Source organism: Glutamicibacter sp. MCAF14, assembly GCF_052114325.1.
GTDB lineage: Bacteria > Actinomycetota > Actinomycetes > Actinomycetales > Micrococcaceae > Glutamicibacter > Glutamicibacter arilaitensis.
This window is the reverse complement of sequence record NZ_JBFREO010000004.1, coordinates 19,945-34,414: the sequence shown is the minus strand read 5'-3', so window position 1 is coordinate 34,414 and position 14,470 is coordinate 19,945. Positions and strand designations below refer to the sequence as shown.

Below are 14,470 nucleotides of genomic sequence, written 5' to 3'. Positions count from 1 at the left end.
CAGCAATGAACCTTGTGGCCCGCGCCAGAGCAGAGTGCTCAAATTCCGGCACCGACCGCTGTGTGCTTTACCTAGCGGGAATTTTGATGAGGTACATACCGCGACCGCGGCCTTGGCTACCGAAAACAGGAAAATCCGAATGCGCTGTCACCGTCGACCGGTTTGCCTCACGGATTTATCTGCTCAGGACAGTTCGGGCCGTTGATTCGACGGTTATGGGAACGCCGCTTGGAATAATCCATCCCACGATTGGAGGTTGCACCGACCCACTGAGCTTGAGCCTGGCTCCTTGCCCATCAGACATGATTTGCACTCGTGTAACACGTAAGTTATCGACCCGGCCGGCCGCTCCGACATCCGAAAGGTACTGTTGAACGGCTCGATGCACGCGTTGTTGCTCCAGCTGAATTTTTGGCCTGCCACCGTCGGCAACGAATTCGAATTCATCAACGGCAGCCACGACCGCCCCATCGGCCAGCGACAGCAACTGCCGGGCCTTGAGGTTGACCGCGCTGGCTGCCAGCACCACCGATATCGTCAGCAAGGTAATAGCGCACAGGCCTATGGCCAGCACGAGGGATTGTCCGTCCTCATCCCCTAGTCTAGGTACCGTTCGTTTGGGCCTATCCAAATCGATCAGTCCTTTGCGAGGCTGAAGAGTCCACGGTGAACGCCGACGCTTCAACCCAGTCCGATACAAAAGGCAAGGGTACATCTAACTCGACCCTGATCGTGACAACGCTACCCGGACTTAGGCACTCCTTGTCACAACTTATTGAAGTTCTCGCGTTGGCATACCCGAAGCTGGCCATGGTCCTTCGTACGACGGCATGCGCATCGGATCTGGCTTGGGCGGGTGTTTGGGCAACTGCAAAGACTTTGGCCGCGTGGTCAGCGGCACCAACTACGGCATAACTTCCGCCTTGAAGCTGGCCGGCGGCCAAAATCAAATACACCATGGGGATCAGCAGCACCGTGGAAGCAAAGATGAACTCCACGATCGCGCTCCCCCGTTCATCGGCGCATGCTCTGTCGCGGATCTTCCAAGCCAGGTGCCGGACGCTAGTCATAACGCACCGCTTCTCCCTCAACGTGCAGCTCCCATCCATTCGGCAGGAGTCCAATCAAAGGAACTCGCGTATTAACGGATACGTTCACCAGCTGATTCTCGCCAATGTTGGTCGTACTCACTGCGATGCCTGAGGCAAAGCCACCATGAAGGCTTTCGGTGATCAACGTCCGAGTCCTGCCTTCAGCATCGCCTGCTGAACGGTTGGCCAAGGCGCCATAGTGGGCACCGTTCGACGCCGCATCGATCAGGGTGTTGCGCACGTGCAATACCAACGCGAGTTGCACGAGCGTCATCGCGATGAGCACAAGCAAAGTTGTAATCATGACAAATTCGGCTACGGCAGACCCACGTTCGTTACCCAAAGGTTCCATAGGATCTGGACCTTCCCGCGAATGCGCCTTACCTCTCATATGTGCCTATCCCAGCCCTGAAACTCGATCAATGGCTTGGTTGAACAGGTCCTGCAAACGTGGTCCTGCGATGGCGAGCAAAGCGGCAACCAGAAGTGCAGACATGAGCGTGATCATGACCCATCCTGGTACGTCTCCTCGACTGTCCTTTAATTTCGGAGCAAATCTTCCCCAGACTTGTTCACTGGTTGCAACGACCTGCAACACGAGATTGAGCATCACTTCTTGTAGGCGGTACATGAGGATCCTTCCAACTAATTAATGGTTTTCACCGTGAATAATTCGAGCTTTCTAGGCATCTTTCAATAGCTCATCTCCAATAACGCCAGGCCTGGGAAGACCGCGAAAACAATGGTGAGTGGAAGGATCCCGAATACGACTGGGACAAGCATGGAAATCTCTCGTTTTCCGGCGACTTCCATGAGCTCTCTTTTGGAAGCATCCCGAACATCTTGGGCTTGATCCCTGAGGACTTGGGCCAAGGGCGTGCCACGCTCCGTTGCCACCACAATGGCATCGACAAATCGCGCCATGGCTCCGACCTGCATCCGGTCAGACATGTGCTGCATCGCCTGGACCATCGGTGTACCTGCGTGAATATCGTTCAAGGTTTTCGTGAATTCATCACCGATCACGCCATGACAGATTCGTGAAATTCTTTCGATGGCCCCAGTGGTTGATTCGCCCGCACCGACGGTCAGGGCCAGAACTTCAGCCACTGTCGGGAACTGAGTCAGTATTTTTCTAGCTCTACGGTTGATTTGTTCGCCGAGCCACCAACCGCGCATGGCGTAGCCAATAATTCCGAAACCGACGACGACCAGCACCGATAGGACTAACGACACCCGATATTGGATGGCGGCGAAGGCCATGAATGCAGAGCCGGCCACCAAGCCCGTCAAGGCATAGACAATTTCTTGGGACCGATAATCAATAACGCTCATGTCCAGTCCGGCCGCGTCCAAACGCTTGCGGAGTGTATCCGCCGAAGGACTATGCAGGCTTGCCAGTCTTTTGATCTGTAGCAACATCGGCGCTGCTAACTGTCCTAATGCCGAGTATCCGGATTCCGAATGCCAGGAGTCTTCAAGCATGCGCGAGCTTCGCACCCCAACACGAACATGGGGTGCAATCCGATCAGCGAAGGCCATCTTGCGCCATCCCGGCAGGTTGACAACGATCAGCCACAGACCCAGGCCAAGCCCTAGTCCGCAAAGCGCTGCCCACGACGCATAGCTGCTCATGCCAGCACTCGTTCTTCGACCGGCAAGGTACCCAGGCGGAGCATGATTCGGTAGCAAATGAAGGAAACCAGCATGCCAAGCGAAAGCACAATCACACCGCCAACTGTCATATACGCATCCTTGGCTGCTTCCTGTGTGCCTAGGACCAAGAGCAGGATCCATGGCGCGGCAACGGCCAAACGAGCCGCCGACACGATCCAGGACTGGCGGGCTGCAAGTTCCCCGCGTGTCCTGACGTCATCGCGCAAGAATGCCGACAGCGTCGTGAGCGTATGTCCTAGGTCAGTGCCACCAACTTCACGCGTGATACGCAGGGTCGTGAGAATCTTGTCGGCCACCGGGTCTGCCAAGCGCTCGCCCAATTGGTCCAGAGCGACAGCAAAGTTCGCGGTTGCCCGATAGTCCAAGGCGAAATCTCGGAATAAGGGGCGCAGTATCTGTGGACCCACCATTGCCAGTTGACTCAATGCTTCGGGAAGTGAGAGACCGGCCCGGATGGCGCTACGCAAATGATCAACCACTTCTGGCCATTGTTCTTGCAATGCGGCTTGTCGTTTAGCGGCTTGGTGTCTTAAATAGACCCACGGCGCAAACGAACCGAAAATGCAAAAGACCAAGGCAAAGAGCCATGATGCGGTCAGTGCCAAGGTAATCAACGTAAACGTTATTCCGCATACGACACAGATCACGATGAACTTTGAGGGAGCCAAATTGCCCATGCCAGCATGGAGCAGAGCATTCTTGATGGCAGAACTGCGATTTCGAGATTTTTCCCATGGTGCAAAGAGCAACCAGTCAACCATCAACGCGATGCCTAATCCGCCCATAAGCGCAAAGAACACAACCACAGCTAAACCGCCATCAATTCGGCAATGTTGATTCCGGCAACATCGAACTTCTCATGGGACCAATCTGCTCCCCGCGCCGGAAGCAGCCGTTCAGTTTGCCGTTCGAATAAAGTCGAGGACTCAATTTGCCCTTCCTCGACGCGGTTGCGCACGCTGAGGATTTCATTGACATAGCGGTGCCCCTCTGGCCCGCGAACACAATGAACTACCAGGTCTATGCATGCGGCTACCGTCTTGACGGTGAAGTCGCTGGTGATATTCGGCCCGGCAAGCAGTGGCAAAGTGCAAATTTTCGTAATTGCGTCTCGGGCAGAATTTGCGTGCAAGGTGCAAAGCCCCGCGATTCCAGAATTCAGCGCAATCAGCATATCCAAGGATTCTGCTTCTCGGACCTCACCAACGATGATTCGTTCTGGACGCATCCGCAACGCTTCTTTGACCAGCCGTCGCATGGTAATTTCGCCGGTGCCTTCGAGATTGGCCAGACGTGTTTGCATGGCAACGACATCTCGTAGTGAAAGATTCAACTCGAAGATTTCTTCAATGGTGATGATGCGTTCTCTGGGGCCGATTGCCGAAGCCAAGCAGTTGAGCATGGTGGTTTTGCCAGCTTGGGTTGGACCGGTCACGATGACGTTCAGTCCGGCGCTGATTGCGGTGGAAAGGAACAAAGCGGCTTGTTCGCTCAATGACCCCAGGTCAACTAAATCGTCCAGTTTTCCTGCGCGAGCAATGAATTTGCGAATGTTGATTGCCCAATGTTCGTGGGTGATATCTGGAATCACGACATGCAGACGCGAGCCATCGGGTAATTGGCAGTCCACGAAGGGTTGGGACAGGTCCAAACGCCGTCCAGAAGACTTGAGCATGCGTTCTACCAGTGCTGCGATTTCGGCAGTTTCCATGCGAATATGTGTCAGTTCGCTTTGCCCGCCTCGGGCGCAAAACACTTGATGAGGCGAATTGATCCAGATCTCTTCAACTGACGGATCATCCAATAAGGGTTGCAGCGCACCAAACCCCGCCACATTGTCGAATACCGACCGTTGGGCGGCTTCCAACGATCCCAGTGAAGGAACAGCCCCGAGCAAAGCGCGTTCGTCGTAATCACGAACTACGTCGCCAATCAGGGACCGGATCTTCTCGGGTTGCTTGGCTGGGTCCAATCCTCGGCGTCTAACGAGCTCACGCACTTCATCTTCGACAATAGACAGCGCATCCACCACTGGCTCCTTTTAGCTTTCCTACAGGAGGATCCCGTTTCCGGGGACTATCGGCGAGCGCGTCGTCGGTACAGCATGCCAACTCGTATGACAAGGGATGCTATCTGCCTCGGAGATTGCTTTCAAGAGGTTTTCGAAGTTGTGGATAGTTAATTTCCGTTTCTCCACAACCGGTTTTTCTTGCACCCTCTGCGGCCTAGTTGCTGGTTTAGATAGGAAATGACACTTTCCCATGACTTTCAGGAGACCTCATGGTCCGCTATGAATTACTTCTGATTTCCCGAAAATTTCAGCATCCGCGGCAATTCGAACTTGTGATGTCCGGACGAGTCTCGGGCGAGCAGCTCGCTGGATTGCTAGAACAGCAGTTCCCGGGGCAACAGTGGTATTCGGGCACGTGCCGGCTAGAAGAGCTGGAGCTTCTGCCTGCCTCCGAAAGGCTGTTGCTCAGCGAGTTACCGCAGCCAGTGCGCACGGCACCGACAGCAACGTCGTGCCTCAAGCTCTATATCCGGCGCGGCCCCGATGCCGGGGCATGGATTGCGCTGTCCAAGGGCGAGCATCTTATTGGCAGAACTGCTCCACTGTGGTTGGAAGACCCATTGGTCTCCAGGATCCATGCGAAGTTATCAGTGACAACACGGGGCCTGCATTTGTCTGCCTGCGCTAATCAACAGATCGCTATGCCCGATGGCAGTCGATACGAATCAGTCGATTTAGAACAAGGCTCGCGATTCATCCTCGGGCACACCGAATTTGCCATCGGCGATCCGCTGGTGGAGGGATCTTCTATTTCGGTCTCGCCTGACCAACTAGAGATCCAAGCTCCGCCCAAACCAGAGATGGCAAGGCTGATTGCCTTGGTCCTAGCTGCTTTCGTACCGATCCTCTCCGGCATCTTGCTGGCATTGGTTACCGGGTCGATGCTCTTCCTCATATTGAGCGGCGTTTCGGCACTGATGGGCGTGGTCCCTGCCGGTCAGTTGCTGATCGAACGGCGCCAGTGGAAAAGAGAAGTGAAAGCGCAGCGCGCTGCGGCAATTGCTGCCAGGAAGAACTACGCTCCCGAACTTGGAGAGTACTTTGTTTCCGAGCTGGACTCGGCATCATTGGGTCGCCCCTGTGCCCAGGTGCCGCCGCTGGTATGGGGCGAAGGGCTATGGTCTCCGCAAGACATCGCTCCTTCAGCGCCGAAAGGAATCCGCAAAGTATTCCGCAGCCTCAAAAAGCCGAAGTCGGATGCGCCTTGGTACGGACCAGTCTTTTTCCCCAGCACCACTGGCATCTGGCAATTGAAGACGACGCAGGGACAATATGCGGGATCCATCCTCGCCTCGGTACTCGCACGGTACCTTCCCGCAATACATGCAGGACGGATTCGACTTGTAATCGATCCAAGTATCAGGTGTCTTCCCTCCTCGTTGTTGCTGATGCGCCATGTTTCCTCAGCCCAACTGGTAGCCCCAGAAGAATCGCGGCATTTTGGGAACGAAGACAACGCATTGTCTACTATCTACGTCACTGCCCAGGCACCCCAGCCCGTCCCGGGTGCCCTGGTTTTGGGGATCTGGCCGGCCACGGCCGAATGCGCGGAAAACTGGATTACTCCGCACCCAGTCTCGGCACACCTGCCTGATGAACGTTTGGCATTGCAAAATTTGAGCCCGTTGAGCCTCGCCCGCTTCGACAAAATGGTGCACCAGCTCGTAGCGCTGCAAAAACGGTCAATTACTTCGCACTTGGACTCCACACAAGAGCCGACGCTAGCCGTACGTGCCCATCTTGGAATGAGTGATCAAGGCGAAGAGGTGTTTCTCGACCTTCATGAAGATGGGCCGCACGTCTTGGTATGCGGCACTACCGGCTCAGGCAAATCGGAAGCGCTCAGACGCATCATTTCGGATTTCGCTCGTAACTACTCACCGGCCCAATTGGCCTTCGCACTCATCGATTTCAAGGGTGGCGCTGGGCTCAGCGTCTATGAATCACTGCCCCATGTCCAGCTTTTCGCAAGCGACCTGGACGAAGCAGCGGCTGAGCGCACGCTGGAACAGCTCGAGCATGAGGTGCGTCGACGTGAAGAACTGCTGGCATCCCATGGCTGTAGCGATATTGCCGAGTACCAAGCCCTCGATGAATCCGAACAAGTCCTACCGCGTTTACTGGTAGTCGTAGACGAATTTCGTGTGTTCATTGAAACTCTTCCGCAAGCAAACCTCAGAATTGATCGATTGGCTGCCGTTGGACGAGCGTTGGGAATCCATCTGATCCTCAGCACTCAACGTCCAGCCGGCGCTTTAACCGGCCAGACGCGGGCAAACTTGAACACGACTATCGCTTTGAGGGTCAACGATCAAAGTGAGTCTGTAGAGCTGGTCGGCTCCACCGCAGCGTCCAAGCTCATCGAACCTGGACAGGCCATCGTCAAGAGCGCAACTAAGCCCACTCGAAATATGCAGTGCAGTCTGGCCATTGAACCGCCCTTGCACGGCGAACTCTTCGAGCGCAACCGCCAAGATCTTAGTTTGATGTCCTTGTGCAGATTCGAAAAAGCCTTCGTCCCCATGGCGAGCGATCCGTTGCGAGCGCATGCGGCGGAACTTGCCTCGAAGTGGGAATCGACAGTACGGCCGGTATCTGGTTTTGCACAGCCGCTACCGTTGCCTGAAGAATCGGCCCAGCCCCCTGAAACTTGGGAAGGAATCGAGCGCGGAGCACTGTACTGCGGTGTCGTTGATAATCTGCACAGGGCACGGCTCGAACCATTAGTCATAGACCGGGCTCGTTCACGTTCGATACTAATCTGCGGTCTGCCCGAAGCAGGCGCCAGCGAATTATTTGCCTCGTTGGCCAATTCCCCAAGGAAAATACTTTGTTTCGGGCCAGCACCGATTCAGGGCACCACTGGAAATCTCAGGGTCGTTACAGGCGAAGATCTTTATAGCTTTCTCGACGCTGTCGACTTCTTGGAATCCATGCCGCAAGACCCATCGCTGATCATTATTGTTCATTCATTGGCACAGTTGCAGTCCAATATTCATCCACAACATTTTCAGCGATTGGACGAGGCCCTCGGCTCGTTGCTGCGCTTCGGAGGCGCCGGTTCTCCCCTGGTGCTATGTGCTGTAGACCGCGACCAAAACACGTTGAAATCCACCGGGCTATGCACTGAGCAGTGGTTCTTCCCATTCAATGCCACCGAGTCGTTAAGGATGATCTGGCCCAAAATCCCAACTTGTTCACCTTTACCGGGCCGAGGGGTCAGGATAAGTTCTGGACATCCACCCCAAGTCTTTCAACTCACTCGGGTTCAAGCGGCTGAAGCCACCAGTAGTACTTGGCTGCAACTTCCACCATCTGATGATGCCGCCCTGGGTGCAGGAACAGAGCCGCAAAATCTTCTGGGGTATGCGCCGTTCGATGGCGCAGTGGTTTCGCGGCCAATGAGCCAATGCGTTGTTTTGCTCTGTCCTGACGTGCAACAGCGCCTACGGATTTCTGTCGCTCTGGCCCAGCGTTGGAATGGCTTGCAGCTAAGCGGGCTAGTTGACTTGGAGAATTTTGTCCGGGCTCTGTGCGAAGGACCAAACTCTGCTCGCGAAAAGTTGCTGTGTCTATTCCTTGAAGCCACCAACGATTCCCGGTTGCCCTCGCTGTTGGAAGCGCTGAGATCAGCAGGACTCAATGTGGTTTTGTGTGTGCCGCCTTCGAGCCGTCTGGCATTCGATTTGGGCATGAGCTCCGTGGGGCTCGATGATCGGCAGGTGGTCGTTGTCGAAGCTACGCATCCACAAGATCTGCAGCCGATGAATTGGCCTGCGATTCCCCAAGGGTCCAGTGCTCACTCTGGAGACTATTGGCGTGCAATTATCTCAAAACACGGTAAGCCGCGAATGATCCACATCCCGCATAATCTGGCCCAGAGTCCTCTAGCGGTTCGGCCGGTCCCCGAGGAAAGCCGTGGTATTTGGCGCGAAGAGCATCACTACGGTGGTTCCGGCAATCACGATGGCCAGTACCGCCACGGCCGTCACCATCGGGATATTCGAGCTGAGGAACGAGACCGAGAGGATGAGCTGAAATAGCTGCCAAACAATAATTGGCGCACGGGTGAATGCTTTGCCCTTGAAGAAGTTGATCGCAACGCTGCCTTGCCAAACTGCGAGCAGCAGGCAAAGAGCTAACATGAATAGCTGGCCGCCCAAGTTCACAGTTCCGTTGGTATCAAGATTCAGCATGTAGCTGATGGCGTATGCCAAGGTAGCTAGTGCCTCAATCAGGACAAGCGCAGCAACCACGAAAACACTGGTTGGGCGGGACGAGGTTGTATTTTCGTTGCTCACATGATTAATTTTCGTTGACCTCCTTCAGGAACTCAAACCGCAACAATTGACTTTTCCTGTTGCACGCGCCACAGCTCCAATAACTAGCGGATACTAGCGTCAAATGCCATGTGAGAAAGCACTCAGGCATTCAGCAACATTTCGCTACCGTGACTCTTGTTTACTTCCGCGTTACGTGAAAACCTTATGTGGTCGGTTAAACGAAGTGCCCGAATGGACTTCTCCGAACTTTCGAAGTGCCAGATGTTAACTGCTAGGCAACCAGGATTTCATTTCACTCCTTGGTCTTTTTTGCCTGCGTGTTGATTTCCCTTGGCACTTCAGACACCTCTCAGATTTCAAGGAGCATCAATTAGCATGGATTGGCGTAGCCGCGCGGCATGTCTGGAAAAGGACCCGGAACTGTTTTTCCCAGTGGGAAACACCGGTCCGGCCCTGTTGCAGATCGAAGAGGCCAAGAGCGTCTGCCGTCGATGTGAAGTAACCGAAACCTGCCTCCAGTGGGCCATTGAGTCCGGTCAGGATGCAGGCGTATGGGGTGGCATGAGCGAAGATGAGCGTCGTGCCTTGAAGCGTCGTGCAGCACGAGCTCGCCGCGCTTCCTAATTAAGCTGCGCTCGAGGTAAATCTCGCAACCCGAGACGCTAAACGAAATCCGCCAGAGGTAAACACCACTGGCGGATTTCGAGTTTAAACGGCAAATTGTCAGTTCAGCTGGGTACATTAAAAGTAGTTTTCATGTTCGAAAGGATCCGTTAGTGACTCTGGCCCGCTTCGCGCGCAATGCTCAGGAAGGTGCGCCGGCAAAATGAGCACGTCCCTGACCGACCCGAACTTGGGCAAGACACTGGATGGCCGGTACCGCCTCGACCATCTGCTTGCCTTAGGCGGCATGTCCCGCATCTACCGCGCCATGGATAAGCGGCTGCACCGCGCCGTCGTAGTGAAAGTCTTGAATGACAACTACGCCAGCGAAGATACAGTGCGTGAACGCTTCGAATCAGAAGCCGTCATCGCTGCCAACATCACGCATCCAAATGTGGTTTCCATCCGCGACCACAATGTGAGCGACAATCTGGTGTATCTGGTCATGGAATACGTCCGCGGGCGCAACCTTGAACAGGTTATCCAAGAGCGTGGTCGGTTCACCCCGCGCCAGGCACTGAGCGTCCTGGAACAAATCTGCCATGGACTGAGTGCAGCACACAGTGAAGGCATCATCCACCGTGACATGAAACCTGCCAATGTCTTGCTCTCAGATATTGGTGAAGTGAAAGTTACCGATTTCGGGTTGGCCAGAGCAGCCAGTGCGCATACCCAGTCGGCAACACTCGTGGCTACTTTGTCCCACGTCTCCCCTGAACTGGTTTCCGGGTCTCCCGCCGATTCGCGCAGCGACATCTATGCCTTGGGCATCACGATCTATCAGATGCTGACCGGCCAGGCTCCGTACACCGAATCCAACGCCGCTGCGTTGATGAAGCATCATTTGGACTCCCCCATGCCCATGCCTTCGGATCTGGTTCCGGGTCTGGCTCAGGATCTCGATGAGCTCGTTCGATGGTGTACGGAAAAGGATCCGGAAAAGCGGCCGCAGGATGCCTCCTTGCTGTTGGAGGAGATCATCCAGATCCGTAGCACGCTCACCGATGGGCAACTGGATCTGGGAGCAGAACAGCTAGGTGGGATTGAAGATCTCACTCCGCAAACTTCCACGCATATGCCAACGACCTTGCAGCAGCGACTTGATGCAATGCAACGCGAGCGTGAAGACGAGCGGGAACGGCTCTGGCTCAAGCGGAACTCTGATCAGGCCGAAACTGAGTACGAAGTTGAAGACGGCGAACTTGATCCTGATCAGACCACCGTCATTGCGGCAGCCGATGCCACCGAAGTACTGGACCTACGAGATGCGCAGGCCACACTGGCCCAGCCTAGAGCTACTGATGTTGTTTCCGATTCAGAGATCAATGCAACGACCGTGTACAGCCGCGGCAGCGAACTGGAAAAGGCCGAAGAGCCCGAAGCAGATCAGTCATCCGAGCTGTCTGTGCGCGGTCAAAAGCGTGCGCAGAAGCAAGCGGCCAAAAAGTGGCGGAAAGAGGCGCAGGTTCCCACGCACCGTTTGAGCAAGCCGCGCACCGGTACTCAGAAGTTCGTCATCACGCTGATGTGGATTATCATCATTGCCCTGGTTACAGGTGCTGGCTGGTTCTTCGGCCGCGGGCCAGGAACCATTATCCGCATCCCTTCCTTGTCTGGAATGCTCCAGTCCCAAGCGGTCGCGCAATTAGATGACCAGGGTATTCCCGTTCGCATAGGCACGGCATACGACGACGAAATTGCCATAGGCCGGGTGGTTGATTCGCAGCCTGGAATCGGCGAGAACATCATGAAATTCCAGGGCGTTGATCTGATCGTCTCCCAAGGGCCTGAGCTTTTTGAGGTTCCAGATCTCACGGGCAAAAGCCTGGAGCAAGCAACCACAGTCTTGAACGAGATCGGTTTCCAGGATCTGAAAACTGATCAGGCCTATTCTGAATCGTTGGACAAGGGTGAGGTCATCAGTTCCTCCCCCGCCGCTGGCAAGGAATTGCCCCGCAAGAACATCATCACCCTCACAGTCTCCAAAGGTCATGCTCCGGTGGAAGTCCCCTCGCTGACCGGGCTGAGCAAGGATGCGGCGCAGGAAAAACTTGAGTCGCTTGGCCTGAAACTCAACACCGCTGATTCCATCCATTCCGCCGTGGTTGAAAAAGGCCTGATCGCAGCTCAGGATCCGGCCACTGGGACCATCGAGTACGGCAGTACGGTGAGCGTAAATGTCTCTGAGGGGCCGGAGTACGTAGAGATTCCATCCGTGATCGGGCAAAGTGTCGACGAGGCTACCGCCATTTTGGAAGCTGCAGGATTTACCGTGAAGAACCACAATGTCTTTGGCGGTTTCAGCCAGACGGTCCGCATGCAGTCCCCGTTGAATCAGCAAGCCGTACGCGGTAGCGAGATCAGCATCTACGCTTTCTGAGGCTTCGACCTGGGTGCARGCATGAAAAAATCCGGTTCCCGTATATTCGGGAACCGGATTTTTCCTAGCTGTTAGCGCTTGCGGCTACGGCTTTGCAATGCCGAGGAGACCAGGAAGGCCATTTCCAAGGACTGGCGGTGGTTCAGACGAGGGTCGCACAGCGACTCGTACAGCGAGTCGAAGTCTTCCTCGCGGATTGGATCCGCGCCGCCGAGGCACTCAGCCACATCGTCGCCGGTCATCTCCACGTGCAGACCGCCTGGGAAGGTGCCCAGCGCGTCGTGCACCTCGAAGAAGCCGCGGACTTCGTCCATGACATCTTCGAAGTTGCGGGTCTTGTAGCCGTTCTGGCTGGTGACGGTGTTGCCGTGCATCGGGTCGGTAACCCACAGAACCTGGGCGCCGGAGGCAGTTACCTTCTCGACCAGGTTCGGCAGCTTTTCGCGGATGTTCTTCGCGCCCATGCGGGTGATGAAGGTCAGGCGGCCTGGTTCGCGGTTTGGATCGAGCTTGTCGATCAGCGCCAGAACGTCTTCTGGATCCGAGGTTGGGCCCAGCTTCACGCCAATTGGATTGCGTACGCGCGAGAGGAAGTCCACGTGTGCGTGGTCCAGCTGGCGGGTGCGTTCGCCGATCCACAGGAAGTGGCCGGAGGTGTCGTATGGCAAGCCGGTCCGCGAGTCGGTGCGGGTCAGCGCACGTTCGTAGTCCAGCAGCAACGCCTCGTGGGAGGCGAAGAATTCGGTGCGCTTGAGCGCCTCGAAGTCTGCGCCGCAGGCATCCATGAAGCGGATGGCCGAATCGATTTCGCCAGCCAGCTGCTCGTAGGCCGAGTGCGCCGGATTGGCCATGAAGCCGCTGTTCCAGGAGTGCACGCTACGCAGGTCAGCGAAGCCACCCTGGGTGAAGGCGCGGATCAGGTTCAGCGTGGCCGAGGAGGTGTTGTAGGCCTGGACCATGCGCTTTGGATCGTGGGCACGGGACTCCGGAGTGAAGTCGAAGCCGTTGACGATGTCGCCGCGGAATGCCGGCAAAGTTACACCATCTCGAGTTTCATCATTCGAGGAGCGTGGCTTGGCGAACTGGCCAGCCATACGACCCATCTTGATCACGGGCATGGACGCGCCATAGGTCAGCACCACAGCCATCTGCAAGATGGTACGAACACGCGAGGAGATCTTATCTGCGGTTGCGTCGGCAAAGGTTTCGGCGCAGTCGCCGCCCTGGAGCAAAAAGGCCTTGCCCTGTGCGGCTGCGGCGAGGCGTTCACGCAGTACGTCGACTTCGCCGGCAAATACCAGTGGCGGACGCGAACCCAATTCGTTGATGGAGGACTGATAATCCTTGTGCTCGCGCCAAGTTGGCTGCTGGGCAATTGGAAGTTCACGCCACAAATCTAGTTGCGGATCGGTGGCGGGGCCGGCTACAGAGGAGCCTGGCAATGGGGTTCGGTTTTCTTCGCTCACCTTGTTCATTCTACGTGGGGAGCAAGCAAAGTACCGCGGCGAATGTAACAAGCCGACGTAACACTGGCTTTTAGCCCGGTTCTACTTCTTCGGCTTGCGCGGGGCGTAGATGTCCACGTAGCTCTGGCCCGAGAGCACATTGATGGCCTTGCGGATTTCATCGGCGCAAGCACGCATAGCTGCTGGATCATCATGCTTGCCTGCAAGATGCTCGAAGGCCAGCGGCTTGCCGATCTTGATGCCGATTTTCCCCGGGCGCGGAATGCTCTGGTTGATTGGCTGGACTTTATCGGTATCGATCATCGCAATCGGGATGACCGGTGCTCCGGATTCCAGCGCAAGTTTGGCGACGCCCAGCTTGGCACGGTACAAACGGCCATCAGGTGAGCGGGTGCCTTCCGGGTAGATGCCCAGCAGCTTGCCCTCATCTAATGCGCGCTTGGCACTGGCCAGCGACGCGGCGGATTTCTTGCCGCCCGAGCGGTCCATGGGCAGCTGGTTGATGTTGCGGAAGAACCATGCGGTGATCCGGCCTTTGAGTCCTGTGCCGTTGAAGTATTCATCCTTGGCCAGGAAGATCACCGGACGATCCAAAGCAGCAGGAAGGAAGACCGAGTCGCTGACTGATAGGTGGTTGGATGCCAGAATTGCGGCTCCCGATTCAGGTACGTTGTCGATGCCTTGGATCTTGACCCTGAAGAAGATTCGTATCAACGGCCGGACAGCGAAACGCTTGAGGAAGTCGTACAGCACGGTGGAAAATTCCTTCTTCTAGTTGACCAGCTACGCGGGGAGAGAAACCGCAACCCTAGTGGTCGAAGTACACTCCGCACCATCCA

General features: G+C 55.8%; 11 protein-coding genes. 3 read left to right on the top strand and 8 right to left on the bottom strand.

Annotated elements, in window-relative coordinates:
* Positions 1–175: 175 nt before the first annotated feature.
* The 6 genes from AB4Y71_RS07615 to AB4Y71_RS07590 all read right to left on the bottom strand — a co-directional run bounded on the left by AB4Y71_RS07615 (position 176) and on the right by AB4Y71_RS07590 (position 4,797).
* On the bottom strand, positions 176–574 hold the full coding sequence (locus AB4Y71_RS07615) for a hypothetical protein (RefSeq protein ID WP_134780494.1): 399 nt from the start codon (positions 572–574) through the stop codon (positions 176–178).
* A 488-nt stretch (positions 575–1,062) separates the two neighbouring features.
* Positions 1,063–1,443, bottom strand: coding sequence for a TadE family protein (locus AB4Y71_RS07610; protein ID WP_013348567.1), 381 nt, complete (start codon positions 1,441–1,443; stop codon positions 1,063–1,065).
* Positions 1,444–1,488: 45 nt separating this feature from the next.
* Complete coding sequence (locus AB4Y71_RS07605; RefSeq protein WP_223261521.1) at positions 1,489–1,722, bottom strand: hypothetical protein; 234 nt, start codon at positions 1,720–1,722, stop codon at positions 1,489–1,491.
* Positions 1,723–1,784: 62 nt separating this feature from the next.
* Positions 1,785–2,726, bottom strand: a complete 942-nt coding sequence (locus AB4Y71_RS07600; RefSeq protein ID WP_441719286.1) for a type II secretion system F family protein — start codon at positions 2,724–2,726, stop codon at positions 1,785–1,787.
* Positions 2,723–3,445: a type II secretion system F family protein gene (locus AB4Y71_RS07595; protein WP_287031428.1), complete on the bottom strand. Its 723-nt coding sequence runs from the start codon at positions 3,443–3,445 to the stop codon at positions 2,723–2,725. Before AB4Y71_RS07595 ends, AB4Y71_RS07600 begins: the two co-directional genes overlap by 4 nt.
* 131 nt (positions 3,446–3,576) lie before the next feature.
* Positions 3,577–4,797 carry a CpaF family protein gene (locus tag AB4Y71_RS07590; RefSeq protein WP_041649541.1) on the bottom strand — a complete coding sequence of 407 codons (1,221 nt, stop codon included), beginning with the start codon at positions 4,795–4,797 and terminating at the stop codon, positions 3,577–3,579.
* A gap of 251 nt (positions 4,798–5,048) precedes the next feature.
* Between AB4Y71_RS07590 and AB4Y71_RS07585 the strand changes: the two genes are divergently transcribed.
* The 3 genes from AB4Y71_RS07585 to AB4Y71_RS07575 all read left to right on the top strand — a co-directional run bounded on the left by AB4Y71_RS07585 (position 5,049) and on the right by AB4Y71_RS07575 (position 12,165).
* On the top strand, positions 5,049–8,882 hold the full coding sequence (locus AB4Y71_RS07585; RefSeq protein WP_441719282.1) for an FtsK/SpoIIIE domain-containing protein: 3,834 nt from the start codon (positions 5,049–5,051) through the stop codon (positions 8,880–8,882).
* Positions 8,883–9,497: 615 nt separating this feature from the next.
* Positions 9,498–9,746, top strand: a complete 249-nt coding sequence (locus AB4Y71_RS07580) for a WhiB family transcriptional regulator (RefSeq protein WP_013348560.1) — start codon at positions 9,498–9,500, stop codon at positions 9,744–9,746.
* A 202-nt stretch (positions 9,747–9,948) separates the two neighbouring features.
* On the top strand, positions 9,949–12,165 hold the full coding sequence (locus tag AB4Y71_RS07575) for a protein kinase domain-containing protein (protein ID WP_441719279.1): 2,217 nt from the start codon (positions 9,949–9,951) through the stop codon (positions 12,163–12,165).
* Positions 12,166–12,236: 71 nt separating this feature from the next.
* Here the strand turns inward: AB4Y71_RS07575 and AB4Y71_RS07570 are convergent, their stop codons facing one another.
* Both AB4Y71_RS07570 and AB4Y71_RS07565 read right to left on the bottom strand, forming a co-directional pair.
* Positions 12,237–13,640, bottom strand: coding sequence for a class II 3-deoxy-7-phosphoheptulonate synthase (locus AB4Y71_RS07570; RefSeq protein WP_041648616.1), 1,404 nt, complete (start codon positions 13,638–13,640; stop codon positions 12,237–12,239).
* Positions 13,641–13,712: 72 nt separating this feature from the next.
* A complete protein-coding gene (locus AB4Y71_RS07565; protein ID WP_441719276.1) occupies positions 13,713–14,384 on the bottom strand; it encodes a lysophospholipid acyltransferase family protein in 672 nt (223 codons plus the stop codon).
* Positions 14,385–14,470: the final 86 nt, after the last annotated feature.